The sequence below is a fragment of the Streptomyces sp. NPDC001568 genome (genome assembly GCF_042893755.1).
Lineage (GTDB): Bacteria > Actinomycetota > Actinomycetes > Streptomycetales > Streptomycetaceae > Streptomyces.
On sequence record NZ_JBIAVF010000002.1, the window covers coordinates 540,349 to 565,918 of the forward strand.

At 71.6% G+C, this 25,570-nt stretch carries 26 protein-coding genes and 1 riboswitch; of the genes, 16 read left to right on the top strand and 10 right to left on the bottom strand.

Features of this window, described 5'->3' with window-relative positions; all coding sequences use genetic code 11:
* Nucleotides 1-12 precede the first annotated feature (12 nt).
* The 5 genes from ACFY0I_RS05565 to ACFY0I_RS05585 all read left to right on the top strand — a co-directional run bounded on the left by ACFY0I_RS05565 (nucleotide 13) and on the right by ACFY0I_RS05585 (nucleotide 6,150).
* Nucleotides 13-1,590 carry a GMC family oxidoreductase gene (locus ACFY0I_RS05565; RefSeq protein WP_388890523.1) on the top strand — a complete coding sequence of 526 codons (1,578 nt, stop codon included), beginning with the start codon at nucleotides 13-15 and terminating at the stop codon, nucleotides 1,588-1,590.
* Nucleotides 1,587-2,702 (top strand): glycine betaine/L-proline ABC transporter ATP-binding protein, encoded by a 1,116-nt coding sequence (locus tag ACFY0I_RS05570; RefSeq protein ID WP_388890525.1) that lies wholly within the window; start codon nucleotides 1,587-1,589, stop codon nucleotides 2,700-2,702. Before ACFY0I_RS05565 ends, ACFY0I_RS05570 begins: the two co-directional genes overlap by 4 nt.
* Before the next feature lie 184 nt (nucleotides 2,703-2,886).
* Nucleotides 2,887-4,812: an ABC transporter permease subunit gene (locus ACFY0I_RS05575; RefSeq protein WP_388890705.1), complete on the top strand. Its 1,926-nt coding sequence runs from the start codon at nucleotides 2,887-2,889 to the stop codon at nucleotides 4,810-4,812.
* 157 nt (nucleotides 4,813-4,969) lie between these two features.
* Nucleotides 4,970-5,851 carry an ABC transporter substrate-binding protein gene (locus ACFY0I_RS05580; RefSeq protein WP_388890708.1) on the top strand — a complete coding sequence of 294 codons (882 nt, stop codon included), beginning with the start codon at nucleotides 4,970-4,972 and terminating at the stop codon, nucleotides 5,849-5,851.
* A gap of 143 nt (nucleotides 5,852-5,994) precedes the next feature.
* Nucleotides 5,995-6,150 (top strand): DUF6131 family protein, encoded by a 156-nt coding sequence (locus ACFY0I_RS05585; protein WP_385587028.1) that lies wholly within the window; start codon nucleotides 5,995-5,997, stop codon nucleotides 6,148-6,150.
* A 126-nt stretch (nucleotides 6,151-6,276) separates the two neighbouring features.
* Here ACFY0I_RS05585 and ACFY0I_RS05590 read toward each other — a convergent pair whose 3' ends face one another.
* The gene (locus ACFY0I_RS05590; protein WP_388890527.1) at nucleotides 6,277-6,756 is read right to left on the bottom strand and encodes a peroxiredoxin; all 480 of its coding nucleotides are present in this window, start codon (nucleotides 6,754-6,756) and stop codon (nucleotides 6,277-6,279) included.
* Nucleotides 6,757-7,013: 257 nt separating this feature from the next.
* On the opposite strand from ACFY0I_RS05590, the gene ACFY0I_RS05595 reads away from it, so the two are divergent.
* Complete coding sequence (locus tag ACFY0I_RS05595) at nucleotides 7,014-7,484, top strand: Dps family protein (RefSeq protein WP_388890530.1); 471 nt, start codon at nucleotides 7,014-7,016, stop codon at nucleotides 7,482-7,484.
* Nucleotides 7,485-7,807: 323 nt separating this feature from the next.
* Here ACFY0I_RS05595 and ACFY0I_RS05600 read toward each other — a convergent pair whose 3' ends face one another.
* From ACFY0I_RS05600 to ACFY0I_RS05615, 4 genes are all read right to left on the bottom strand, one after another.
* Nucleotides 7,808-8,014 (bottom strand): hypothetical protein, encoded by a 207-nt coding sequence (locus ACFY0I_RS05600; protein WP_388890533.1) that lies wholly within the window; start codon nucleotides 8,012-8,014, stop codon nucleotides 7,808-7,810.
* A gap of 32 nt (nucleotides 8,015-8,046) precedes the next feature.
* The gene (locus ACFY0I_RS05605) at nucleotides 8,047-8,586 is read right to left on the bottom strand and encodes a glycine-rich domain-containing protein (RefSeq protein ID WP_388890536.1); all 540 of its coding nucleotides are present in this window, start codon (nucleotides 8,584-8,586) and stop codon (nucleotides 8,047-8,049) included.
* Nucleotides 8,587-8,670: 84 nt separating this feature from the next.
* Nucleotides 8,671-8,811: a hypothetical protein gene (locus ACFY0I_RS05610; protein WP_388890539.1), complete on the bottom strand. Its 141-nt coding sequence runs from the start codon at nucleotides 8,809-8,811 to the stop codon at nucleotides 8,671-8,673.
* A complete protein-coding gene (locus ACFY0I_RS05615) occupies nucleotides 8,808-9,017 on the bottom strand; it encodes a hypothetical protein (protein WP_388890542.1) in 210 nt (69 codons plus the stop codon). Before ACFY0I_RS05615 ends, ACFY0I_RS05610 begins: the two co-directional genes overlap by 4 nt.
* Before the next feature lie 363 nt (nucleotides 9,018-9,380).
* Between ACFY0I_RS05615 and ACFY0I_RS05620 the strand changes: the two genes are divergently transcribed.
* The 4 genes from ACFY0I_RS05620 (at nucleotide 9,381) to ACFY0I_RS05635 (ending at nucleotide 12,384) form a co-directional block, all read left to right on the top strand.
* Nucleotides 9,381-10,436, top strand: a complete 1,056-nt coding sequence (locus ACFY0I_RS05620; RefSeq protein ID WP_388890545.1) for a Twin-arginine translocation pathway signal — start codon at nucleotides 9,381-9,383, stop codon at nucleotides 10,434-10,436.
* Nucleotide 10,437: 1 nt separating this feature from the next.
* Nucleotides 10,438-10,752, top strand: a complete 315-nt coding sequence (locus ACFY0I_RS05625) for a 4a-hydroxytetrahydrobiopterin dehydratase (protein WP_388890548.1) — start codon at nucleotides 10,438-10,440, stop codon at nucleotides 10,750-10,752.
* 362 nt (nucleotides 10,753-11,114) lie between these two features.
* A complete protein-coding gene (locus tag ACFY0I_RS05630) occupies nucleotides 11,115-11,456 on the top strand; it encodes a tyrosine-type recombinase/integrase (RefSeq protein ID WP_388890550.1) in 342 nt (113 codons plus the stop codon).
* A 178-nt stretch (nucleotides 11,457-11,634) separates the two neighbouring features.
* Nucleotides 11,635-12,384 carry a hypothetical protein gene (locus tag ACFY0I_RS05635; RefSeq protein WP_388890553.1) on the top strand — a complete coding sequence of 250 codons (750 nt, stop codon included), beginning with the start codon at nucleotides 11,635-11,637 and terminating at the stop codon, nucleotides 12,382-12,384.
* 238 nt (nucleotides 12,385-12,622) lie between these two features.
* Here ACFY0I_RS05635 and ACFY0I_RS05640 read toward each other — a convergent pair whose 3' ends face one another.
* From ACFY0I_RS05640 to ACFY0I_RS05660, 5 genes are all read right to left on the bottom strand, one after another.
* Entirely contained in the window at nucleotides 12,623-13,447 is an 825-nt protein-coding gene (locus ACFY0I_RS05640) for a carbohydrate ABC transporter permease (protein ID WP_388890711.1), read from the bottom strand.
* A gap of 80 nt (nucleotides 13,448-13,527) precedes the next feature.
* Complete coding sequence (locus ACFY0I_RS05645) at nucleotides 13,528-14,502, bottom strand: carbohydrate ABC transporter permease (RefSeq protein WP_388890555.1); 975 nt, start codon at nucleotides 14,500-14,502, stop codon at nucleotides 13,528-13,530.
* A gap of 13 nt (nucleotides 14,503-14,515) precedes the next feature.
* Nucleotides 14,516-15,829: an extracellular solute-binding protein gene (locus ACFY0I_RS05650; protein WP_388890558.1), complete on the bottom strand. Its 1,314-nt coding sequence runs from the start codon at nucleotides 15,827-15,829 to the stop codon at nucleotides 14,516-14,518.
* Nucleotides 15,830-16,043: 214 nt separating this feature from the next.
* On the bottom strand, nucleotides 16,044-17,543 hold the full coding sequence (locus tag ACFY0I_RS05655; RefSeq protein ID WP_388890561.1) for an MFS transporter: 1,500 nt from the start codon (nucleotides 17,541-17,543) through the stop codon (nucleotides 16,044-16,046).
* A 232-nt stretch (nucleotides 17,544-17,775) separates the two neighbouring features.
* Nucleotides 17,776-18,189, bottom strand: coding sequence for a Fur family transcriptional regulator (locus ACFY0I_RS05660; RefSeq protein ID WP_388890564.1), 414 nt, complete (start codon nucleotides 18,187-18,189; stop codon nucleotides 17,776-17,778).
* A 265-nt stretch (nucleotides 18,190-18,454) separates the two neighbouring features.
* Here ACFY0I_RS05660 and katG point away from each other — a divergent pair, with 265 nt between their 5' ends.
* The 6 genes from katG (at nucleotide 18,455) to ACFY0I_RS05690 (ending at nucleotide 25,533) form a co-directional block, all read left to right on the top strand.
* On the top strand, nucleotides 18,455-20,692 hold the full coding sequence (gene katG / locus ACFY0I_RS05665) for a catalase/peroxidase HPI (RefSeq protein ID WP_388890567.1): 2,238 nt from the start codon (nucleotides 18,455-18,457) through the stop codon (nucleotides 20,690-20,692).
* A gap of 207 nt (nucleotides 20,693-20,899) precedes the next feature.
* Entirely contained in the window at nucleotides 20,900-21,808 is a 909-nt protein-coding gene (gene prpB / locus ACFY0I_RS05670; protein ID WP_388890570.1) for a methylisocitrate lyase, read from the top strand.
* 201 nt (nucleotides 21,809-22,009) lie between these two features.
* Nucleotides 22,010-22,148: riboswitch (cobalamin riboswitch) on the top strand.
* Nucleotides 22,149-22,261: 113 nt separating this feature from the next.
* Nucleotides 22,262-22,435 carry a hypothetical protein gene (locus tag ACFY0I_RS05675; RefSeq protein WP_388890572.1) on the top strand — a complete coding sequence of 58 codons (174 nt, stop codon included), beginning with the start codon at nucleotides 22,262-22,264 and terminating at the stop codon, nucleotides 22,433-22,435.
* A 91-nt stretch (nucleotides 22,436-22,526) separates the two neighbouring features.
* On the top strand, nucleotides 22,527-23,516 hold the full coding sequence (locus ACFY0I_RS05680; protein ID WP_388890574.1) for an ABC transporter substrate-binding protein: 990 nt from the start codon (nucleotides 22,527-22,529) through the stop codon (nucleotides 23,514-23,516).
* A 5-nt stretch (nucleotides 23,517-23,521) separates the two neighbouring features.
* Nucleotides 23,522-24,619, top strand: coding sequence for a FecCD family ABC transporter permease (locus ACFY0I_RS05685; RefSeq protein ID WP_388890576.1), 1,098 nt, complete (start codon nucleotides 23,522-23,524; stop codon nucleotides 24,617-24,619).
* Nucleotides 24,619-25,533: an ABC transporter ATP-binding protein gene (locus ACFY0I_RS05690; protein ID WP_388890578.1), complete on the top strand. Its 915-nt coding sequence runs from the start codon at nucleotides 24,619-24,621 to the stop codon at nucleotides 25,531-25,533. Before ACFY0I_RS05685 ends, ACFY0I_RS05690 begins: the two co-directional genes overlap by 1 nt.
* Nucleotides 25,534-25,570: the final 37 nt, after the last annotated feature.

Here is a 25,570-nt window from a genome sequence, read left to right on the forward strand (position 1 = left end):
GCAGGAGAAGAGATGAGCACGACCACCCCCCACCATCAGGAACGACCCGCGTCCGGCGACTCCTCGTCCGTGCAGGAGTACGACTACGTGATCGTCGGAGGCGGCACCGCCGGCTCCGTGATCGCCTCCCGGCTGACCGAGGACCCGGACGTCACCGTCGCCGTCATCGAGGGCGGCCCGAGCGACGTCGACCGCCCGGACGTGCTGACGCTGCGCCGCTGGATGGGCCTGCTCGGCGGCGAGCTCGACTACGACTACCCCACCACCGAGCAGCCGCGCGGAAACTCGTACATCCGGCACAGCCGGGCGCGTGTCCTCGGCGGCTGTTCCTCGCACAACACCCTCATCGCCTTCAAGCCGCTCCCCTCCGACTGGGACGAGTGGTCGCGGGCGGGAGCCGAGGGTTGGCACGCGGCTGCCATGGACCCGTACTTCGACCGACTGCTGAACAACGTGGTGCCGGTCGCCGAGGCGGACCGCAACGCCATCGCCCGCGACTTCGTGGACGCGGCCCAGGAGGCCCTGGGCGTGCCGCTCGTCGAGGGCTTCAACAGCAAGCCGTTCCACGAGGGCGCCGGGTTCTTCGACCTCGCCTACCACCCGGAGACCAACAAGCGGTCCTCGGCGTCGGTGGCGTACCTGCACCCGGTCATGGACGAGCGGCCCAACCTGCGGATCCTGCTGGAGACCTGGGCGTACCGCCTGGAGCTGGACGGGACGCGGGCGCGCGGCGTCCACGTCCGCTCGGCGGACGGCACCCGGTCGCTGGTGACCGCCCGGCGCGAGGTCGTCGTGTGCGCGGGCGCCGTGGACACGCCGAGACTGCTGCTGCACTCGGGCATCGGCCCCCGTGAGGACCTGGAGGCCCTCGGGATCCCGCCGGTCCACGACCTGCCCGGGGTGGGCGAGAACCTCCTCGACCACCCGGAGTCCGTGATCGTCTGGGAGACGGAGGGTCCGATACCCGAGAACTCGGCGATGGACAGCGACGCCGGTCTGTTCGTGCAGCGCGACCCGGACTCCCCCGGTCCCGACCTGATGTTCCACTTCTACCAGATCCCGTTCACGGACAATCCGGAGCGGCTGGGCTACGAACGCCCGCCCTACGGCGTCTCGTTGACCCCCAACATCCCCAAGCCCCGCAGTCGCGGCCGTCTTTACCTGACCAGTGCGGACCCCGAGGTCAAACCCGCCCTGGACTTCCGCTACTTCACGGACGAGGACGACTACGACGGTCGCACCCTGGTGGACGGCATCAAGCTGGCCCGCCGGATCGCGGCGACCGAGCCCCTGGCCTCTTGGCTGCGCCGCGAGGTGTGCCCGGGACCGGAGATCACCGACGACGAGGCCCTCAGTGCGTACGCCCGCTCGGTAGCGCACACGGTCTATCACCCGGCCGGCACCTGCCGGATGGGCGCCGCGGACGACCAGGAAGCGGTCGTGGGGCCGGACCTGAAGGTCCGTGGTCTCGAAGGCATCCGCATCGCCGACGCCTCCGTCTTCCCGACGATGCCCGCGGTCAACCCGATGATCGGAGTACTCATGGTCGGCGAAAAGGCTGCCGAGCTGCTGGGCGGTGAGGTCCTGTGACCACCACCGCTCCCCATACCGGCGCCGGTTCCGGCACCACCACCGCGCCCGACGGCGACGGCGCCCCCGTGTTCGGCGTTCAGGGCCTGTGGAAGGTCTTCGGGCCCGAGCGGAAGGCGGCCCGGGTCCCCGGATCCGAGGACGCCTCGCTGCCCGCCGCGGAACTGCGCGAGCGGACCGGCTGCACCGCCGCCGTCCGCGACGTCACCTTCGACGTCCGCAAGGGTGAGGTGTTCGTCGTCATGGGGTTGTCCGGCTCGGGCAAGTCCACCCTCGTGCGCTGCCTGACCCGGCTCATCGAGCCCACGGCGGGATCCCTGTCCATCGACGGCGAGGACGTCCTCGCCATGGATGCGGGCCGGCTGCGCGAACTGCGGCGCCACCGGGCCGCCATGGTCTTCCAGCACTTCGGGCTGCTGCCGCACCGCACCGTCCTCGACAACGTCGCCTACGGCCTGGAGATCCAGGGCATGAGCCGCACCGGGCGGCGCGCCAGGGCGGCCGAGATGGTCGCCAAGGTCGGACTCGAAGGCCTGGAGTCCCGCCGCCCCGGCCAGTTGTCCGGAGGTCAGCAGCAGCGCGTCGGCCTCGCCCGTGCGCTGGCCGCCGACCCCGAAGTGCTCCTGTTCGACGAGCCGTTCAGCGCCCTCGACCCGTTGATCCGTCGCGAGATGCAGGACGAGGTGGCCCGGCTCCACCACGAGGAGGGCCGCACCATGGTCTTCATCACCCACGACCTGTCGGAGGCCCTGCGCCTCGGCGACCGGATCGCGCTGATGCGCGACGGCCGCATCGTCCAACTCGGCACGCCGGAGGAGATCGTGGGCTCGCCCGCCGACGACTACGTACGGGACTTCGTCCGTGACGTGCCGCGCGAGCAGGTCCTCACCGTGCGCGGCGCCATGCGCCCCGCGGAGGCCGGCGAGGACGCCCAGGGGGTCGCCCTCGCCCCCACCACCACGGTCGCCGAGGCCATCGAGGCCGTCGCCCGCAGCGGCGCGCCCGCCCGGGTCGTCGACCGGGGCCGGTGCCTGGGCGTCGTCGACGACGCCGCCCTGCTCGCGGTGGTGGCCGGCCTGCCGACCCCGGCCGGACGGGGGGTGGCGGCATGACGCGCCGACCTCGTCGCGACGGCACCGACACCGGGCGGTGGTGCGGATGACCACGACGACCAGACCCGTACGGGAACCCGGTCGCCGGGACCGCCCCCCGACCTCCGACAGGCCGGACGGCGGCGGGCGTCCCGCCCGACCCGGCGCGGGCTCCTCCGTCTCCCCCGGAGGCCGCCTCAGGGCGATGCTGTTCCACCACCGCGCCGGCCGCAGGGTCCTGCCCCTCGCCGTCGCCGCGCTGGTGTTGATACCGCTCGCCGTCGTCTTCCCCGGCTCCGGTAGCTGGCCCGCGGCCCTGTCCGTGGACCTCTCCGGGCCGCTGGGCCGGGCCGGCGACTGGATCGTCGACAACCGGGACGGCCACCCTCTCTTCCTCTACTTCTTCGGGCACATCAGCAACGCCGTCGTGGTGTCCGTGCGCGCGGTGTACGTCGTCCTGCTCGCCGCGGGCTGGACCGGCGTCACCGCCCTGGCCGGTCTGGTCGCGCTGCGCCTGGCGGGCGTGCGGCTCGCCCTGACCTGTGTGGCGGCCTTCGCCGCGTGCGGGCTCCTCGGCATGTGGGTGCCGACGATGCAGACCCTCGCGCTGATGGTCGTCGCCGTCGCCGTGTCCGTCGTCGTCGGCGCCCTGCTCGGCCTCGCCGCCGGGCTGTCGTCGCGCGCCGACCGGCTGCTTCGGCCCGTCCTGGACACCATGCAGGTGCTGCCCGCCTTCGCGTACCTGCTGCCGATGGTGCTGGTCTTCGGCATCGGCGTGCCCGCCGCGGTCCTGGCGACCGTGGTGTACGCGGCCCCGCCGATGGCCCGACTCACCGCGCTGGGCCTGCGCGGCGCGGACGCCGGGGTGATCGAGGCCTCGACCTCGCTCGGCGCGACCGGCCGCCAGCGGCTGCTGACGGCGCGGATCCCGCTCGCCCGCGGACAACTGCTGCTGGGCGTCAACCAGGCCATCATGATGGCCCTGTCGATGGCCGTCATCGCCTCGGTGATCGGTGCGGGCGGCCTCGGCGACCGGGTCTACCAGGCCCTCGCCTCGGTCGACGTCGGAGCCGCGCTCGCCGCCGGCATCCCGATCGTGCTGCTCGCCGTGGTCCTCGACCGCACGGCCGACGCGGCCGGCCGCCGACTGGGCACCGCCCCGGTTCCGCCGGAGGAACAGCCCCTGCTGCGCAGGGTGTTCGCGGGCTGGTACGGACGGCTGCTCACCGTGCTCACCGCCGTCGCCGCCGCCGTGGTGGGTCACATGGCGGGGACGACCCTGTGGCCCGGATCCTGGACCGTGCCGATCGCGGAGCCCGTCAACCGGGCGGTCGCCTGGATGACCGACCACCTCTACTCCGGGGTGCCCGTGATCGGCGGCACCGCCGACTGGGCGGCCCGCTTCACCGGCTGGATCCTCGACCCGCTGCGCGCCGGCCTGGAGGCCGCCCCCTGGTGGTCGCTGCTGCTGCTCACCGCGGTGATCGGCGTCCTCGTCGGCACCTGGCGGACCGCGCTGACCGCGGTTCTCGCGCTCGCCGCGATCGGCGTCCTCGGGGTGTGGGAGCCCTCGCTCGACACCCTGTCCCAGGTGCTGGCGGCCGTCGCCGTCACCCTCGTACTCGGTTTCGCGATCGCCGTCGGCGCCGCCCGCAGCCCGCGCACGCAGCGGCTGCTGCGGCCGGTGCTCGACGTCTGCCAGACCATGCCGCAGTTCGTCTACCTGATTCCGGTCGTCGCGCTGTTCGGCGTCGGCAGGGCGCCCGCCGCGGCCGCCGCGGTCGTGTACGCGCTGCCCGCCGTCGTCCGCATCACCACGCAGGGCCTGCTCGACGTGAACCCCGCCGCCGTGGAATCGGCCCGCTCGCTGGGCGCGACCGGCGCGCAGCAGCTGCGGCAGGTCCGACTGCCGTTGGCCCGGCCCGCGTTGCTGCTGGCGGTGAACCAGGCGGTGGTCCTCGTACTCGCCGTGGTCATCATCGGCGGCCTGGTGGGTGGCGGCGCGCTCGGCTACGACGTCGTCCTCGGCCTCGCCCAGGGCGACCTGGCCACCGGACTCGTCGCCGGCGCGGCGATCGTCTGCCTCGGCCTGATGCTCGACCGCGTCACCCAGCCCGCGAAGGAGGCCTGACATGCACGAGCGCAACCACGAAGGTCACCGCGTCCGCCCGGGCCGTGACGCCGGAGCCCGCCCCATCGGCACCCTCGGGCGCCGGGGCGGTCGCATCGCCGCCGCGTTCGCGGCGGGTACCGCCCTGGCCGTGCTCACCGGCTGCGGCGCGGCCGACATGACCCGTCAGGCATCGCCGTACGCGGCGGCCGAGGGCGCGAAGACGGTCACCCTGTCCGTCCAGTCCTGGGTCGGCGCACAGGCGAACACCGCCGTCGCCTCCTACCTGCTCGAACACGAGTTGGGCTACCGCGTCGACACCGTCCAGGTCGACGAGGTCCCGGCCTGGGACGCGCTCAGTCAGGGCCGGGTCGACGCGATCCTGGAGGACTGGGGCCACCCCGAGCAGGAAAAGCGGTACGTGGAGGACAAGAAGACCATCACCCCGGGCGGTGACCTCGGCGTCACCGGCCACATCGGATGGTTCGTGCCGACGTACTTCGCCGAGGAGCATCCGGACGTCACCGACTGGAAGAACCTCGACAAGTACGCCGACCGGTTGCGGACCCCCGAGAGCCGCGGCAAGGGGCAGCTGATGGACGGCTCACCCTCGTACGTCACGAACGACAAGGCGCTGGTGAAGAACCTCGGACTGGACTTCGAGGTGGTCTTCGCGGGCTCCGAGGCGGCGCAGATCACCCAGATCAAGCAGTTCGCGAAGGAGCGCAAGCCGTTCCTCACCTACTGGTACAAGCCGCAGTGGCTCTTCGAGCGGGTCCCCATGACGGAGGTGAAGCTCCCCGAGTACAAGGAGGGCTGCGACGCCGAGCCGGAGAAGGTGGCCTGCGCCTACCCGCACACCCCGCTGCAGAAGTACCTGAACACGCGGTTCGCGGAGCGGGGCGGCGAGGCGGCCTCGTTCCTGAAGAAGTTCCGCTGGTCGGTCGAGGAGCAGAACGAGGTGTCGCTGATGATCGCCGAGGAGAAGATGGCGCCGGCCGAGGCGGCGAAGAAGTGGGTGGAGCGCAACGAGAGCACCTGGCGGGCGTGGGTGAACTGACGGGAATGGGCCGAACGGGGGGCGCCCCGATCCGGGGGAGTGCGGGGCCCGATAGCGGGTAGGCGCAGCACGTGATCACCTCCGTGACCGCTCCGGACGTGCCCACCACCCGGAAGAAGCATCAACAGAAATCGGAGGGCAACATGATCGTCATCGGCCTCATTCTGCTCATCATCGGCTTCGTCACCGGCATCAGCATCCTGTGGACCATCGGCATCATCCTCCTGGTCGTCGGGGCGATCCTGTGGATCGTGGGTTCCCTCGGCCACGCCGTTGGTGGACGCAAGCACTACTGGTAGGGACCGGGGCGTCAGTCACCATCAGTCCTCCGTCGATGTGCGGCGGCCCGCGCCGGGTGCGGGCCGCCGCACATCCGTGCGCGGGGCGGGGGCGCTCGCGTCCGGTGCGGGCGCCGGGCTTCGGGGCTACCCGAGGGCGGCGAGCTGCCGGCTCAGCACCTCGGGCGCGGGGAACGTCGCGCCGACCGCGCCGACGCGCTTCCAGTGCAGGCGTCCGTCGGGCGCCACGATGAACACGGAACGGCGCAGCCCGATCAGCGGGGCATCGATGCCGAAGGCGCGGGCCACCGTCCGTCCCTCGTCCGCGAGCAGGGGAATGCGCAGGTCACGGTCGCGGGCGAACCGTTCGTGGCTGTCGACGTCCTGGGGGCTGATGCCCCAGACGGTCGCGCCGGACGTCCGGAGGCCGTCGAGGCCGTCCGAGTAGGAGCACAGCTGTCTGGTGCAGACGGGGGTGTTGTCCCCGGGGTAGAAGGCCAGGACCACGGGCTTGCCCCGGTGGTCCGCGAGGGCGTAGTCGGAGCGTTCGAACCGGTCCTGGAGCAGGACTCCTCCGGGCAGGGAGAAGTCGCCCACGATGTCCCCCACTGCGGGAGTACGGCCCATGTTGGTGGTTCCTTCCGTAGTCGGTGACGCGTCGCGTCGGCAGCCATTGTGCGCCCCGTGCCGACCGTTCGGTACGGGGCCCCGGGGTTCGGAGCGACGGGCGTGCGTCGGGGTGCACGTCGACTGGCCGGTTCTTGACTGTTTCCTCCCGACTGGGGTGGGTAGGCGAGGTTTCGACCGAGACACCGTGTTCGCCGATTCCGCCGCCCCGATGGGGGCGCGGGTACGTCGGCGACATCGCGAAGTGGAGATTCCCAGTGGCCATCGTGAAGAGCTCCCTCAAGGACGCCGACCTGAAGATCGTGGGCGACGCCCTGCAAGGCGCCCTGGTGGACCTCGTCGACCTCTCCCTCGTCGCGAAGCAGGTGCACTGGAACGTCGTGGGCCCGCGGTTCCGCTCGGTCCACCTCCAGCTCGACGAGGTCGTCACCTCGGCCCGCACCCACTCCGACGTGGTCGCCGAGCGCGCCTCCGCCCTCGGGGTCTCCCCCGACGGCCGGGCCGCGACGGTGGCCTCGACCAGCGCGATCGCCGGGGTGAAGGAGGGCTGGGTGAAGGACGTGGACGCCGTACAGGTCCTCGTGGACGGCCTGGGCGCGGTGATCACCCGCATGCGCGAGCGCATCCAGGCGACGGGCGACGCCGACCCGGTCACCGAGGACATCCTGATCGGCCTCACGGGGGACCTCGAGAAGCACCACTGGATGTTCCAGGCCGAAAGCGCCTGAGCGGTTCCGAGACCCTTCGAGCCCCTGACCCGCACCGGAACGTATTTCATTGCGTTTCGCAACGTTCCCCAGGGTCCCGTGAACGTACGGAATTTCGCCGGAATCCGAGGTCCGACCGGAACGACGTGCCGCCCCGACCGTCCAGCGACGGCCGGGGCGCCGGTATGCCGGATGCGACCGTTTGAGTACGGACACAAGATCGTTTCCGACTCGGCGTTGTCGCGTGTCGGCCCGTCCCGTACCCGAATGAGGTTCGACTCGACGCAAACGGCGCACGGGTAGCCCCGGCCGACAGGGGGACTGTCGGCCGGGGCGGTCCTCGATCAGCGCGAAACGACGAAGCCCCGCTGGGGATTCTGCCGGCGCGCGGTCAGCACCTGGGCGTAGACCGCGGATGTGATGTCCCGTCCATCCTCGTCGGCCACGAGCCAGGCCCCGTCGAGACGGTCCGGGTCGGCGGGGATCACGACCCCCCGGATCCCGTACTGCCTCATGGAGACGTGGAGCTGGTGTGCCTCGGCCGCAGTCATGCCATCACCCTTTCGTCGTGAGTGCGCTGAGCCTATTCCTCGTCGCCGCCACCACCGTGCGTGGCGCAGTTGCCCGGATTGATCGGGCCACAGCCGCCCGGAACCGGCGTGTGCGAGCAGTTCGCCGCGACGGACACGAGCGACCGCTTCGGTCCCACCCACAGCTCCGCGTCCAGGGTGTACCCGGCCTGCTCGATCAGGGCGATCGTCCGGGTCAGGACGTCGGGGTCGTGGCGGGTCCGGTCGGGCCGCTCCGGGTAGTGGTGCACCATCCGGCCGAACCTGTTCGTCAGGGACGCGTACAGGTGGGTGTGCAGGATGAGTGCATGCCAGCCCTCGTCGACCTCGCGCGTCGGGGCGATCCGAACCGTCGGGAACAGCGCGGCCGCGGCGACGAACTTGAGGGCCTCGATCACGAGACGGCTGGCCATCTCGGGTTCCATGCCCGGGTTGTTGTCGAGGATGGTGGCGCGGACGTCGTTGAACTGGGCGTCCGTGAGGAGGCTCCGTGCGGACGGCGGGACCGGGTTGCCGGGCCGGGTGGAGCAGGGCGGTACGGGCGGAGTGGACATGACTCTCCTTCGGTCGTGTGTATGAACGTGCAGGAGTCGGGGACCCGACCACCAGCGCACGGCGGAGCACCAGCGGCGGGGAGTTCAGCGGATCCTGGTGCGGCCGCCGCGCGGGCAGCCCTCCTCGTGGATCGTCGCGCCGCCCTCGGGGCCGGCGCCGGGGACCGGGATGGCGCCGCAGTGCGGGCAGTCGCGGCGGGCCGGGGCCGGCTGCTTGCGGATCACGCCGTCGCCTCGATGTTCGTGACGACGGTGGTGGTCTCTCGGCCGGAGGGCAGCCGGATGTAGGCGAGGTCGACCCAGTGCTCGATCGCGGTGTCCGACACGTTCTGGTGGACGACAGCCATCAGAACGCCCTTGGCTCCGGATGCGATGTCGCGGACCCGTTTGTACAGGAGTGCGTGCGGGACGTACTCGTAGACCTCGGCCATCGGACTGCGCTCCCTACCTCGTCAGCGGGTTGGGCCCGTTCAGCTGCGGAGATCGGGGCCACACGAGGATGATGGGCTGACACGCCGTTGGGCAGATAGGCCATCGCGTGGCCATCGGTGGCCACGTAGCGGCCACGGCCGGGAACAGACGCGATGACACCTCACACTGGGGCCATGGGCCACCGAAACGACGCGCTCCGGGCCGCTCGGCTCCGCGCGGGCTGGCGCAGCATGGACGCCGCAGCAGCAGCGCTCAGCGCTCACGGCCGAAAGTTTCTCGACGACCGATCATTCGACGTCGCCCCGCGGACTTGGCGGCGATGGGAAGGTGCGAAGCCTGGCTGGCCCCCCGAGGAAACCGCGATGGTCCTTCACGACGCGCTCGGCAGGTGGCCCGAGGAGCTGGGATTCACGGCGCCCGCCGGCTGGATCCGACCCGAGGCACACCAAGAGGAAGACGTGAAACGCAGGACCTTCGGCTCCGTCACCGCCTCCGCGCTCATGCCCGGCCCCACCGCCACTCAGCACGTGGACCCCGCGCTGATCGACTACTTCCAGCAGCAGTTGGAGGGTCACTACCGCGCGGACATGTTCCTGGGCCCGCACGACCTCATCGGCACGGTATCCACCCAGTACGAGCTCATCGACAAGCTCCTACGCTCCGCGAAGGGCGAGACCCGCCGCGGGCTGCTGCGCGTCGGCGCCGCCTACGCGGCACTCGTCGGCTGGCTCTACCAGGACGCGGGCGACGTCGGCGCCGCTGCGTTCTGGCGGGGCATCACGCAGGAGATAGCGGTACGGTCCCGCGATCCACACCTCGTCGGGTACGCGCTGGTGAACCATGCCCAGGTCCGTACCGACCTCGGTGACGGGCACGGCGTCATCGACCTGTGCGAATCCGCCCTCGACGCTCCCCGGATTCTCCCGAAAGTGCAGGTCATGGCCATGCAGCAGCAGGCTCACGGCGCCAGCCTCACCGGCGACCGCACCGCCGTCGACCGGCTGATCGACACTGCGGGCGGGCTGATCTCCCGAGTGGACGATGACCTGCCCTGGGGTAACGCCTGCCGTCGCACGCCTGGCTACCTGGAGGTACAGCGCGCCACCTGCTACGGCCGGCTTGGTCTCGGCCGCGAAGCCGAATCGCTCTGGTCTCAAGTGCTGGCCGCGGTCCCCGCGACCGCCCGCCGGGACCGCGGGGTCTACCTGGCCCGGCACGCCACCGCAGCGGCCGGAGCTCGGGAACCGGAGCAGGCACTGGAGATCGCCCGCGAGGCGGCGGAGATCGCAGCCGAGACCCGGTCCGCCCGAATGGTCCGGGAACTGGCCACTCTGGAGCGGGTCATGCGCCCGTGGCAAGATGCGCCCGTAGGCCGGGACCTTGCCGAGCTCCTGGCGCCCGTGACCGAGGGGGTATGACATGGGTGTGCCGACGCCGATGACACACGAGGAGATCGCCGAGCACTTGGCCGGCCTGCCCGGCTGGGCACAAGAAGGCGACGCGATCACCCGCACCTACCCGATCCGCTACCACGCCGCGGTGGCCGCGATCGTCACGATCGCCGACCGGTCCCGAAGGATTCAGCACCACGCCGATCTCGACCTCCGTATCGATCACCTCCGTGCCTCGATCACCACGCACGACGCGGGGAACCGGCTGACGCGCGCAGACTTCGACCTGGCGCACCGGATCGACGCCATCGTGGCCGCGCACCAGGAACTCCCCCTGGACTGATCCCGCACACGAAAGCGCCCCCTCCCGCCCGAGGGCGAGAGGGGGGCGTTCGTTCAGTGGTTGTGCACGCGCCGGGCGAGGGTGCCGTCCCAGTACCGGATATCGGTGATGCTGACGCGGTCCTTGACCAGGCAGACCCGGCCCGGCGCCGCGGAGCGGCCGGCAGGGGCCAGGAACCGGAACAGCGGGCACTCCGTGTTCGGTTTTCCACACTCGTCCGCTCGTACTGGTGCTGCACCCCCGGCCAGTACGGGCTCGCCACTACCACGGCGCGGGGCGCCGCGCGGGCCATCAACCCGGTCAAGTCGATGGCCTTGCCGGCCATCGGCCCGTCCTTGAACACCACCGTGAGAAGGCGTTCCATGTGCCCTCCTCGGTCCTGGACGCTGAAGAGCATCTGCGAGAAGGCGGGCGCGGGACCGCGGCACTGGCACGAGCTGCGCCATCACTACGCGTGCGTGCTCATCGCCGGCGGCGAGAACCCTGCGGTGGTCTCGAAGCGGCTCGGGCACAAGGACGTGATGACGACGATGCGGACGCACGCCCATCTGTTCGCCGAGGCCGAGGAGCAGACTCGCAATGTCCTCGACGCCGCGTGGGCGGAGCCCGGCGAGCACTCCCCTGTGACGGAATCCTCGGAGACGGGCGGATGGATTCCGGAATCCCGAGGCCCGATCACGGCTCTGACCCAGGTCAGGGCGTAGCCGGCGACATCACCACTGGATGTTCCAGGCCGAAGGCCCCACAGCGGCGATGCCCCACCCGCCGGTCGGCGGGTGGGACATCCGCATGTCAGTGGGTCGGAGCAGTGGCCCTGTTGGTGCTCGGCCTCGGCGGGCGGCCGGTACATGTCGGCAGGGGGAGCCGTGATTGGATCCCCGCATGACGGATTGGTCGCAACTCAGCCACGCGTACGGCTCGGCGGAAGACATACCCGCACTGATGGACCGGATCGTCTCGGAACCGGACGCCGAGCTCTGGAGCAGCCTGTGGTCGGCGCTCTGCCACCAGGGCAGTGTGTATTCGGCCAGCTTCGCGGCTTTGCCCTGGCTGGCCGGCGTGGCTGCGGGGGACGACGGCGAGCAGGCGGTGAGCGCGCTGACCCTGGCCGGCGCGATCGTGGAGGGAGCCGATCAACCCCATGGCGCCGGCGACGTCCGCGCGGAGCGTGCGGGCGAGATCTCGACACTGCTGTCACGTGCGAACGAGCACCTTCGGAAGGCCTCGGAACGAAGAAAGTACATCGACCTCCTGGAGGCCGTACTGAGCTTCGAAGGCGTCTTGGACTGGAGCGAGGCCTTGGCCTGGGGGCTGGCGATGGAGGAATTCGAGATTCCTTGCCCCGACTGCCAAGCGATGCTGTTCATCGTGGTCGGTGAGTGCGGGTTCTTCTCCACCAGCGGGGACTACGCGCTGTCGGACGCCGATGTGGCGAAGACGCCCTTGCGACCCGCCGATCCCGGCGGTCTCGAGGGCATCGCGCGACGGCTTCACGAGGTCGCGGTCACCGACGGGCAACGCGAGGTCGCCGAGGCGCTGACCTTCGTCTTCGGAGATGCGACCTGCCCGGACTGCGAAAGGGACTTCTCGGTGGCCGGCCAGGTCGCCGCCGCATGGTCGGCGACGCGTTAGGGACGCGTCCGACCCGCCGGGTTCGCGGCGAGCTCCGGTGGGCCGACGCCGGCGGAACCCGGCGGTGCCGCAGAGGTGGTGGCGCCCTTCGAGGAGGGCCGGGCTCCGGGCGGCCGGGAGGCCCCGAACTGCCGGGCTCGACGGTCCGGGAGTCGGTCTCCGCGCACGAAGGCCCTCCCGCCGGGGGGCGGGAGGGGGCCCTGTGCTGCTGCGGGTCGGGGCGGACGGGGATCGGGGCTCAGTCCTTCACCGCGCCGCCCAGGCCCGAGACCAGGCGGCGTTGGACCAGGACGAAGAAGATCAGGACCGGCAGGGTCATCACCGTGGAGCCGGCCATGATGCCGCCCCAGTCGTTCTCGTCCGGTTTGAAGAACACCAGGAGGGCCATGGGGAGGGTCGACTGGGAGGTGTCGCTGATGATGAACGACTTGGCGAAGAGGAAGTCGTTCCAGGTGGAGATGAAGGAGAAGACGCTCGTCGCCACCAGCCCGGGGAAGACCAGCGGAAAGAGGATCTGCCACAGGAAGCGGGTGCGGCTCGCCCCGTCGATGTACGCCGCTTCCTCCAGCGCCTGCGGGACCGCCTTCACGAAGCCGCGCAGCATCCAGATCGCGAACGGCAGGGAGAAGGCGATGTGGGGCAGGACCAGCGACCACAGGGTGTTGAGCTGTCCCGTGTCCCGCATCAGGAAGAAGAGCGGGATCGTCAGGGCCTCGATCGGCACCATCTGCGCGACCAGGAACATGATGAGCAGCGTCGTACGGAAGCGGAACCGGAAGCGGGTGACGGCGGTCGCCGCGAGGAAAGCGATCAGTGCGGACGCGAGGACCACGGAGCCCGCGACGAAGAGGCTGTTGAGGAAGTAGCGGCCGAGATCCTGCTGTTCGAAGACGCGGCGGAAGGAATCGAGGGACGGGGCGAGGGTCCACGGGCGGGCCTGCGTCGACTGGATCTCCCCCGCCGGTTTGAGGGCGGAGAGCACCATCCAGTAGAGGGGGAACGCGACGACCACGGCGACGGTCAGGGCGGACGCCTCGGCCGCGAGCCGCCAGGGGCGACGGATCCCGAACCGGGCGGCCCGGACCGTCCGGGCCGCCCCGGCCGGTCGGGCCCTCGGGGGCGTGGGGAGGGTGCCGGTGGGGCTCACAGTTCTTCTCCCTGCCGTCGCATGAGGCGTAGGTAGACGAGGGTGACGGTCAGCAGGATCAGCAGCATGACGACGCCGATCGCCGAGCCCAGGCTGTACTGGGAGGACGCGAAGGCCTTCTGGTAGGCGTAGACGTTGAGGACGAGGTTCTGGCCCGCGATGCCGCCGCCGGCGGTCATCACGTAGATCTGGGTGAAGACCTTGAAGTCCCAGATGATCGACTGGATGGTGACGACGATCAGGATGGGCCGCAGCATCGGCGCGATGACGGAGCACCAGATCCGCCACTGGGAGGCGCCGTCCAGCGAGGCCGCTTCCAGGACCTCGGACGGGATCGCCTTGATGCCCGCGTACACGGTGACCATGACGAACGGGAACGAGCACCAGACGACCTCGAAGAGGACGAGGGCGAAGGCGCTGAAGCGCCCGTACGTCCAGGAGAAGTCCCCGAGGCCGAGCAGTCGGTTGACCGGGCCGTAGTCCGGGTCGAAGAGGAAGACCCAGACGGTGGAGCCGGTGACGGCGGGGGTGGCCCAGGCGCCGAGTGCGGCCAGCATCAGGGCGAGCCTGGGGAGCGCCCGGATCCGGGTCAGCAGAACGGCGAGCGCGCAGCCGACGGCGAGGGTGGTGACCACGCACGCCGCGGCGAAGACGACGGTCGCGAACAGGACCTGCCGGAACTGGGCGTCGGCGAAGAGGGTCCGGTAGTTGCCGAAACCCTTGAAGGTGGTCGGTTCACCGCCGCTGACCTGCGCCTGGGTGTACTCGAGGAAGGAGATCAGGCCGAGTTGGTAGATCGGGTAGACCAGCAGCGCGGCGAGGACGAGCAGGGCGGGGGCGAGGTAGAGCCAGGGCGTCCAGCGGCTGCCGTGACGCCCGCCGCCACGGGTGCGCGGGGACCGGGGCGCGGGGGCCGGTGCGGTCTTCGGGGAGGTGGTGGGCGGGGCGAGGGCGGTTGCTTCGTGCGTCATGTCGTCGGGCCGGTCAGCCGGCGCTGGAGAAGGCCGCGTCCATCTTCTTCGCCGCGTCCCCGGCGGCGGCGGGTACGTCCTTCTTGCCGCTGACGATCTCCTGGAACATCGTCGGCAGGACGGTCGAGGCGTCGATCTGTCCCCAGCCCGGGGAGGCCGGCACGAACCTGGTGCCCGCCGCGAGGGTCCGTACGAACGGCTCGACGAACGGGTCCTTGCGCGCCACCTCGGCGCGGACGTCGGTGTAGGTGGGCAGGAAGCCCATGGCGTCGAAGAGCTGCCGCTGGGTGTCCTTGCCCGCGAACCGCTTCATCAGGTCGACGGCGAGGGTGCGGTGGGAACTGCTCTTGAGAACACCGATGTTGTTGCCGCCGGCGAAGGCCGGGGCGATCTCGCCCTGCTTGACCCCGGGCAGCGGGACGACGGCGTACTTCCCCTTCACCGCGCCCGCTTCGACGGCCTGGTGGCTGAAGTCGCCGCCGATGGCCATGGCCGCGTTGCCGGCGGCGAAGGCGGTGACGGTGGCGTTGCCGCCCATCGCGGCGCACTTGGCGGCCGGACAGTTGTCGTCGCCGAAGAGGGAGGTGTACGTCTCGATGCCCTTGCGCGCGGCGTCGCTGTCGATCGTCGACCTGAACGTGCCGCCGCTCTCCTCGGCGAGTTCGCCGCCGTTGGCCCAGATGAAGGGCATCGCGCCGTAGGTGTAGGCGCCGCCGACGGCGAGCCCGTACAGCTCGGGCTTCGCCTTGCGGATCTGCTTGGCCGTCGCGACCAGTTCGTCCTGGGTCTTCGGCGGCGTCAGTCCGAGCTCCGTGAAGACGTCGGTGCGGTAGTACAGGGCGCGCACGCCGACGAAGAGCGGCGCGCCGTACACCTTGCCGCCGACGGTGACCGACCGGGTGGCCGTGCCGTCGGTGTCCTTGGCCTCGGGCCAGGCGGCGAACTCCGCGCTGATGTCGGCGAGTCCGCCGTCCTTGACGTAGCCGGCGGTGTCGGTGTTGCCGTACTCGATCAGGTCGGGGGCGCTCTTCGGATCGTTGAAGGCGGCCTTGATGCGCTGGGCGCGGGTCTCGACCGGGATGTACTCCACCTCGACCTTCACGCCGCCGTGCTGCCCGGTGAAGGCGGCGACGGCTCCGTCGACGACCTTCTTCTTGGGCTCGTTGTTGACCTCCTGGAAGAGCCAGACGCGCAGGGTGCCGGACGTCTCGTCCTTCGACGAGGTGGCGCCGGAGGTCTGGGGCGCGCAGGCGGTGGACGTCAGCGCGGTCAGTCCGGTCAGGGCGAGGGCGGCGAGGGGTACGGCTATGCGGGAGCGGAGCTTCATGGGCGGTCCCCGGGAGTGAGTGCGAATGCGTTGCACAGTGCGCAACGCCTGTTTCGTCATGCACAACTTGGAGGAGGCTAGAACGACTCAAACGCCGGGGACAAGTGGTCTCCACCACTCTGTGACCGGACGGAGCATCCTGCGCAACCCGGAAGGGGCCGTTGACACCGCCTCACCCGCCCCCGGAAGGGGCGCGGTTCGGTCCCGGTTCGGCTCAGGTACGCCGGGCCGGCGAGGCGGGCGATCGGCGTACGAGGCGGCGTACGAGCCGGCGTGCGGGGCCGGCGCTTCCGGCGGCGACGGCCAGCGCGAGGACGGTCAGGCCCGCCGCCACCGCGTACGTGATGCGCATGCCGGCGCCGACGGACGCGGGGGCCGCCGTCGTGAGGTCGGCGCTCGCCGAGCCGAGGGCGAAGACGGCGCCCATGACGGAAGCGCCCGTGACGAGACCGAGGTTGCGCGACAGGTTGAGCACTGCGGACACCACGCCCCGGCGGTCCGCGGGGACCCCGGCCATGACGGCGGTGTTGTTCGCGGTCTGGAACACCGCGTATCCGGCCGTGACCACCACGAGGGGGACGACGTACCCGAACACCCCGAGGCCGGTGGGCAGGACGGCCAGGGAGACGGTTCCGGTCGTCATGGCCGCGAGCCCGGCGACGGTCGTACGGTGCGCGCCGAAGCGGTCCGCCAGCCGGCCGGCCGGCACGCCGGTCAGGGCGGCGACGACCGGACCGGACGCCAGGACGAGTCCGGCGAGGGCTCCCGGGAGCCCGAGCCCGCGCGCGAGGTAGAACGGTCCGACGACGAGGGTCGTCATCATCACCGTGGAGACGAGGGCGCTCGTGACGAGGCCCGGGCCGAGTACCGGATCCCGGAACGCGGACGGTCGGATCAGCGGGGACACGGCCCGCGCCTCGACGCGTACGAACAGGGCCGCGCCCACGGCGGCGGCCGACAGCAGGGCGGCGTCGACCGGTCCGAAGCCGCCGCGGCCGAGCGTCACGGCGAGGGCGTACGCCCCGAGCGTCAGGGCCAGCAGCAGCGTGCCGGGGGTGTCGAAGCGCGCCGGGCCGGCCGCGGATCGGGGTGGGTCGGCAGGAAGGTGACGACGCACCAGGTGCAGGGCCAGCAGGCCGGGCGGCACGCCGACGAGGAAGATCGCCTGCCAGCCGGCCCCGGAGAGCAGGAGCCCGCCCAGGGAGGGGCCGAGGGCGGTCCCCGTCGCGGAGGTGGCCCCGAGGAGCCCCATGGCGCGTCCGGTCCGCTCCTTCGGCACCGTCCCGGCGACGAAGGCCATGGCGAGGGCCGTCATCACGGCGGCTCCGAGGCCCTGCGCCGCGCGGGCGGCGATCAGCAGCCCCAGGGTGGGCGCCGCGGCGCACAGCAGCGAGGCGGCCGTGAAGAGGACGATCCCGCCGAGGAGCAGACGCCGGCGGCCGAGGAGATCACCGAGGCGGCCGGCGCTGACGATGAGGGTGGTGAGGGCGAGGAGGTAGGCCAGGACGATCCACTGGACCGCCGGGTACGAGGCGTCGAAGGCCTCGGCCATGGCGGGGAGGCCCACGTGGGCGATGCTCGTGCCGAGCGAGGCGAGCAGCACGGAGAGGGACAGGCCGGCCAGGGCCCACCGGGCCGCGGGCCCGAGCGGTTCGCCCGCACCTCGGGCGGCGGCGGGGACCGGATCCTGCGCGGAGCGGCTGTACGGGTTCATGCGCGGAGCGTGCGCGCGCGGGTTCCTTCACGGCAAACCTTGTTGCCGGTTCCGGGACGGAGGGGGCGCGGGGGGCCACGGCGCGGCGCGCGGGTACGACCGCGGCGGGGCGCACGAGGGCCGGCCGCGGCGGCCGGGCTCGGGGCGGTTCCGGGACGGCGGAATCGCGCCGGACGGTTCGGGGGCGCCGGGGCTGCGGCGTCGCTCGGGCGGCGTCGCTCGGGCGGCGCCCTCAGGCGGCGCAGGTCGGGCAGAGCCCCCGGTAGGTGACCTCGACCTCGGCGACCGTGAAGCCGAACCGTTCCCCGTCCGGGAGGCCGGCGAGGGGATCACCGGCCGGGTGGACGTCGCGGATCAGACCGCAGCCGGTGCAGATCAGGTGCTGGTGCGGGTGGTGCGCGTTCGGGTCGTAGCGCTTCGCCCGGCCGTCGGTGGAGACCTCCGCGACCTCGCCGAGGGAGACCAGCTCGCCGAGGGCGTTGTAGACCGTCGCGCGGGAGATCTCCGGCAGCTTCCGTACGGCCCGGGCGTGCACCTCGTCGGCCGTGAGGTGTACGTGATCGCCGTCGAGGACCTCCGCGACCACGCGCCGCTGCGCGGTCATCCTCCAGCCACGCCCACGCAGTCGTTCCAGCAGGTCACTCATGGCATCACCCTGTTCGGTCGGGCGGAGGGTTCCCGGAGGACCACCGACGGAGGCCGGGAACCCGTGGCACGGAGCTTGGTGTTCTTCTTGACTTGGATTGCGTCCATCGTAGGATCGGATTTATTGACAGCCAAGGGGCAGGACGACTCCAGCGCGGCAGGAGAGGCCACACCCGAGGGCCCGACCGGGGCCCCGCGCCCTGCGCCCCGACTGTTCCACATACATGCAGTTCCTGAGCACCGTGATCCGGTCCGGAAGGATTCCCATGTCTGAGAACCATGACGCAATCGTCGTAGACGCGAAGGACGGGGGCGGTGGAGGCTGTCCGGTCGCGCACGAGCGCGCCGCGCACCCGACGCAGGGCGGCGGGAACCGCCAATGGTGGCCCGAACGCCTCAACCTGAAGATCCTCGCCAAGAACCCGGCCGTGGCCAACCCGCTCGGCGAGGAGTTCGACTACGCCGAGGCGTTCGAGAGCCTCGACCTGCCGGCCGTCAAGCGGGACATCGCCGAGGTGCTGACCACCTCGCAGGACTGGTGGCCCGCCGACTTCGGCCACTACGGCCCCTTCATGATCCGGATGGCCTGGCACAGCGCGGGCACCTACCGCATCAGCGACGGCCGCGGCGGCGCCGGCGCCGGCCAGCAGCGCTTCGCCCCGCTGAACAGCTGGCCGGACAACGGGAACCTGGACAAGGCCCGCCGCCTGCTGTGGCCCGTCAAGAAGAAGTACGGCCAGAACCTCTCCTGGGCCGACCTCATGATCCTCACCGGCAACGTCGCCCTGGAGCAGATGGGCTTCGAGACCTTCGGGTTCGCCGGCGGCCGGGCCGACGTCTGGGAGCCCGACGAGGACGTCTACTGGGGCCCGGAGACCACCTGGCTCGACGACGAGCGCTACACCGGCGACCGCGAGCTGGAGAACCCGCTCGGCGCGGTCCAGATGGGCCTCATCTACGTCAACCCGGAAGGCCCGAACGGCAACCCCGACCCGATCGCCGCGGCTCGCGACATTCGTGAGACGTTCCGCCGGATGGCGATGAACGACGAGGAGACGGTCGCCCTGGTCGCCGGCGGTCACACCTTCGGCAAGACCCACGGCGCGGGCCCGGCGGAGAGCGTCGGAGACGACCCCGAGGCCGCGCCGATCGAGCAGCAGGGCTTCGGCTGGAAGAGCACGTACGGCACCGGCAAGGGTGGCGACGCGATCACCAGCGGTCTCGAAGGCATCTGGACCGACACCCCGATCACCTGGGACAACAGCTTCTTCGACATCCTCTTCGGCTACGAGTGGGAGCTGTTCAAGAGCCCGGCCGGCGCGCACCAGTGGCGTCCGAAGGACGGCGCCGGCGCGGGCACCGTGCCCGACGCCCACGACCCGTCGAAGACCCACGCGCCGACGATGCTGACGACGGACCTCTCGCTGCGGTTCGACCCGGCCTACGAGCAGATCTCCCGGCGCTTCCACGAGAACCCGGCGGAGTTCGCGGACGCGTTCGCCCGCGCCTGGTACAAGCTGACCCACCGTGACATGGGCCCGCTCGTGCGCTACCTCGGTCCGGAGGTCCCGACCGAGACGCTGCTGTGGCAGGACCCCCTCCCGGCTCCGGCGCACGAGCTCGTCGACGCCGACGACGTCGCCTCCCTCAAGGCGCGGATCCTCGGCTCGGACCTGTCGGTGTCCCAGCTGGTCTCCGTGGCGTGGGCCTCGGCCGCGTCGTTCCGCGGCAGCGACAAGCGCGGCGGCGCCAACGGCGCGCGCGTGCGCCTCCAGCCGCAGAGCGGCTGGGAGGCCAACGACCCGGACCAGCTGGCGACGGTGCTGCGCACCCTGACGTCGGTCCAGGAGGAGTTCCACTCCGCCGCGTCCGGGAACAAGCGGATCTCGCTCGCCGACCTGATCGTCCTCGCGGGCGCGGCCGCCGTCGAGCAGGCCGCGAAGGACGCCGGCTTCGACATCGAGGTTCCGTTCGCGCCGGGCCGCGTGGACGCCTCGCAGGAGCAGACCGACGTCGAGTCGTTCGCGGCGATGGAACCCGCCGCCGACGGCTTCCGCAACTACCTGGGCAAGGGCAACCGCCTGCCGGCCGAGTACCTGCTGATCGACCGGGCCAACCTGCTGAACCTGAGCGCCCCCGAGATGACGGTGCTCGTCGGTGGTCTGCGCGTGCTCGGCGCGAACCACCAGCAGTCGCGGCACGGGGTCCTCACCACGACGCCCGGGTCCCTGACGAACGACTTCTTCGTCAACCTGCTCGACCTGGGCACGACGTGGTCGGCCGGCGCCGGGGACGGCAACTCCTTCGAGGGACGCGACGCGTCCACGGGCGAGGTCAAGTGGACCGGCACCCGGGCCGACCTCGTCTTCGGCTCGAACTCCGAGCTGCGCGCGCTCGCGGAGGTCTACGCGAGCGACGACGCGAAGGCGAAGTTCGTGAAGGACTTCGTGGCGGCCTGGGACAAGGTCATGAACCTCGACCGGTTCGACCTGGTCCGACGGTGACGTCCGGGGGCCGGCCGGTGTTCTGCGGCCGGCCCCTCCCCCACGCGCCCGCCCCACGCGCCCGCGGGCGCGTCGGGCGGGCGCGTGGGATGAGCGCGTCGGATGAGCGCGGACCCGGGCGCGGCTGCGGGAATCGCCGGGATGGCGGCGCCGCCGCGGTGGCGGAACGGGGAAGGGTGAGGGGGTCGGCGCGAAGGGAGCATTCCGATGCTGCACACCCGTACCACCCCGGCCGGCCGGCGCCGGACGTTGCGTGAGCAGCTCGCCTCCGGGCGTCTGCTGCGGATGCCGGGCGCGGTCAACCCGTATTCGGCGCGGCTGATCCAGGAGGCCGGGTTCGACGGCGTCTACCTTTCCGGGGCGGTGATCGCCGCCGACCTCGGCTTGCCCGACATCGGGCTGACGACCGCCACCGAGGTCGCCGCGCGCGCCGGCCAGCTCACCCGGACGACGGACCTGCCCGCGCTCGTCGACGCCGACACCGGCTTCGGGGAGCCGTTGAACGCCGCCCGCACCGTGCAGTTGATGGAGGACGCGGGTCTCGCGGGTCTCCATCTGGAGGACCAGGTCAACCCCAAGCGGTGCGGCCACCTCGACGGAAAGGCGCTGGTGTCCCGGGAGACGATGGTGCGGCGCGTGCGCGCCGCCGCCGACGCCCGCAGGGACGCCGACTTCCTGCTGATGGCCCGCACCGACGCCCGGGCCGTGGAAGGACTGGCCGCCGCGATCGACCGGGCGAAGGCGTACGTCGACGCCGGGGCCGACGCGGTGTTTCCCGAAGCCCTCGCGGACGAGGCCGAGTTCGACGCCTTCCGCAGGGCGGTCGACGTCCCGCTGCTGGCCAACATGACCGAGTTCGGCAAGGGGCCGCTGCTGCGGGCCCGCACCCTGGAAGACCTCGGCTACAACATCGTGATCTACCCCGTGACCCTCTTCCGCCTCGCCATGGGCGCGGTCGAGGACGGTCTGCGCACGCTCGCCGAGGAGGGCACCCAGGAACCGCTGCTGCCCCGGATGCAGACCCGATCCCGGCTGTACGAGGTGCTCGACTACGGCTCGTACGGCGCGTTCGACACCGGCGTCCGCGAGGTCGGTCCGCCCCCTTGCGACAGTTGATCCCCGGAGTACGCGGGAGGCGTGGGGGTCGTGCGGACCCGGGACGCCGAGGGCCGCGCCCAGGTCCCCGGCGCAGGCCGCCCGGCGCGTGCCCGCGCGGGGCGGCCGTGGACGGTACCCGAGTGATCAGGAGATCGGCAACCTCGCGGGCCGGCGCGGCGGGCCGGTGACGACGGTGGGACGGCTGCCGGCTTGACGCCCCGGGCCGGACCGTGTTGCACTCCGGCTGATAAGTACTCAGCTCCAGGGGAAGCCGGTCGAAATCCGGCGCTGACCCGCAACCGTAGGCCCGGCATCCGCCGGGCGAGTCGGAACACCTGGCGCGCAGTCACGTACACGAGGAACGCCGTCGCGGACTACGGTGTGGCCGTCAGCACCTCCCCCGCGGCTCGACCGTGTACGGGAGTGCATCGCCACGCAGCGAGCCCGCCCGGCAGGGACGAGAGGCCGGCGGTGGCGACCGAACAACTGGAGACGCGGCGCACCCGCACCGGACGGCACCTGCCGTCCCCGGTCGCCGCGACGCTCCCGACCCCCGGCACACAAGTGGCCTTCCTCACGCTCCCCCGACGGCTGCCCCGCTCCGGGCGCGACCTCCTCGACGGATCGGCCGAGTACGCGACCTGACGCGCCCACGCCCGACGCCCCGACCGTCGTGCCCCGGGGCCGACCCGGCACCGAAGACCATCCGTTCCATCCGCGGTGAGAGGACCCACCCATGCCCCGCAACCTCCCGAAGACCCTGCTCCCCGCGCTCGCCGTGGCCCTGCTCATATCCGGCTGCGGGGGCGGCGCCGAGCCCTCCGCCGATTCCTCGTCGGCCGCGCCCGTGAAGGGTTTCCCGGTCACGGTGGACAACTGCGGGGTCAAGAACACCTATCAGCGTCCGCCGCGGCGGGCCGTCTCGCTGAACCAGCACGCGACCGAGATCATGCTGGCGCTGGGCCTGGAGAAGTCGATGGTCGGCACCGGCTACCTCGACGACCGGATCCTCCCCGAGTACCAGGGCGCCTACGACAGCGTGAAGGTCCTGTCGAAGGAGTACCCCTCCTTCGAGGTCCTGCTGCAGGCCGAACCGGACCTCGTCTACGGAGGGTGGTCCTCGACGTTCGACGAGAAGGAGGGCCGTAGCCGCGCCGCCTTCACCAAGGCCGGGATCAACACGCACCTCAACAGCGAGGAGTGCCCGACCGGCCCCGTCGACGCGGCCGCGATGGACGCGGAGATCCGTACCGTCGCGAAGATCTTCGGGGTGCCCGAGCGGGGCGAGCAGCAGGTGACGAAGCTGCACGGCGTCCTCGACCGCGTCGAGTCGCAGCTCGCGGGTGTCCCGCCGGTCAAGCTCTTCGTGTACGACAGCGGTGACAAGACGGCCTTCACGGCGGGCGGCAAGGGCATCGGCAACGAGATGATGCGGCGGGCCGGCGGCGTGAACCTCTTCGCGGACCTGGACAAGGCCTTCGGTGACGTGTCGTTCGAGCAGGTGGCGCAGCGGGCGCCCGAGGCCATCGTCATCTACGACTACGGCGACCAGTCGGTCGAGGACAAGAAGAAGTTCCTGCTCGCCCATCCGGCGCTGAAGGACGTGCCGGCGATCAAGAACCAGCGGTTCGCGGTGCTGCCGCTGTCGTCCACCGTGCTCGGTGTGCGGATGCCGGCGGCGGTGGAGTCGCTGGCGCGTCAGCTCCACCCGGGCCGGGTCCGGTGATCGGGGTGAAGGCCGCGGCGTCCGAGGAGGCCGCGGGGACCGGCGTCGGTCCGGTGGTCGCGACCGTTCGCGGGCGGCGGCCCGGGCTGCCCTATCCGGTCGTGCTGGCGTTCCTGGGCGTCCTGGTGGCGGGGACCGCGACGGCCGGGATCGCGGTCGGCTCGATCAGCGTCCCCACCGGTCAGGTGTGGAGCATCCTGCTGCACCAAGTGGTCCCGGCCCTCGTCGAGCCGACCTGGACTCCGGTGCGCGAGACGATCGTCATCGACGTCCGGTTGCCGCGGGTGCTGCTGGCCGGTGTGGTCGGCGCGGGCCTGTCGGTGGCCGGCATGGCGCTCCAGGCGCTGGTCCGCAACCCGCTGGCCGACCCGATGCTGCTGGGCGTGTCCTCGGGGGCCTCGGTCGGGGCGGTGCTCGTCCTGGTCCTGAACCTGAGCCTGCTCGGCCTGTTCACCCTGCCGATCGCGGCGTTCTGCGGGGCGCTGGCGGCCTTGGTCGCCGTCTACTTCCTCGCCCGCTCCGGCGGGAGGATGACGACGGTGCGGCTGGTCCTGGCGGGGGTGGCGACGGCCGAGGTGCTGTCGGCGGTGGCGAGCTTCCTGATCGTCACCTCGAACGATCCGCACAAGACGCAGTCCGCCCTGCGCTGGATGCTCGGCGGCCTGGCCGGCACCACCTGGACGACGGTGTGGGTCCCGGTCGGCGCGGTGCTGATCGGCACGGCAGTCCTGCTGGGTGTCTGCCGTCCCCTCAACCTCCTGCTGGCCGGTGAGGAAGCCGCCGCGGCCCTCGGGCTGGACGTGCACCGCTTCCGCGGCGCCCTGTTCACGCTGGTGGCCCTGATGATCGGCACGATCGTCGCGGTCAGCGGGCAGATCGGCTTCGTCGGGCTGATCATGCCGCACGTGGTGCGGCTGCTGGTGGGCGCCGACCACCGGCGGGCGCTGCCCGCCGCCGCGCTCCTGGGGGCGGCGTTCCTGATCGCCGCGGACCTGGCCGCGCGGACGATCATGAGCCCGGAGGAGATTCCCGTTGGCATCCTCACCGCCCTGGTCGGCGGCCCCTTCTTCCTCTGGCTGATGCGACGGAAGGCGGCCCGGTGATGAACGAGCCGAACGCGAGGGACGCGCGGGACACGCGGGACGCGCGGGACACGACGGACGCGACGAACACGACGAACACGACGAACGCAACGGTGGGCACGAACGGAACGACCGGCACGACGGGAGCACCCGGTGCCCTCGAAGCCGAGGGTGTCAGCGTCGTCCTGGGCGGCGAGGTCCTCGTCGACCGGGTGTCCCTGCGGGCGGCGCCCGGCGAGGTGGTGGGCCTGGTCGGCCCCAACGGCGCGGGCAAGTCGACGTTGTTGCGCACCTTCTACCGGGCGCTGCGGCCCACGTCGGGCCGGGTCCTGCTGGACGGCGACGACGTGTGGCGGATGCCCGGGAAGCGGCTCGCCCAGCGGCTCGCGGCCGTGTTGCAGGAGACGTCCGGGGACTTCGAGCTGACGGTGTACGACGTGGTGGCCATGGGCCGCACCCCGCACAAGCGGGCCTTCGCCGGTGATGACGCCGCAGACCGCGACGTCATCACCAGGTCGTTGGACGAGCTCCACGTGGGCGCGCTGGCGCACGCTCCGTTCGACCGGTTGTCGGGCGGGGAGAAGCAGCGGGTGCTGATCGCCCGCGCGCTCGCCCAGTGCACGGGGACGATGGTCCTGGACGAGCCGACGAACCACCTGGACCTGCGGCACCAGCTCGACGCGCTACGGCTCGTCCGGCGCCTCGGGGTCACCGCCGTCGTCGCGCTGCACGACCTGAACCTCGCCGCCGCCTTCTGCGACCGGATCTGCGTCATGGCCGCGGGCCGCGTCATCGTGACGGGCACTCCCCGGGAGGTGCTCACGACGGAACTCCTGTCCGACGTGTACGAGGTGGAGGCCGAGGTCATGGAACACCCGCGCACCGGGGTGCCCTTCATCAGCGTGCTACCGGGTCTCGACGGTCCGGTGGGTTAGCCCGTCCCTTCCGGATCCGTCCTGCCGGACGACGCGG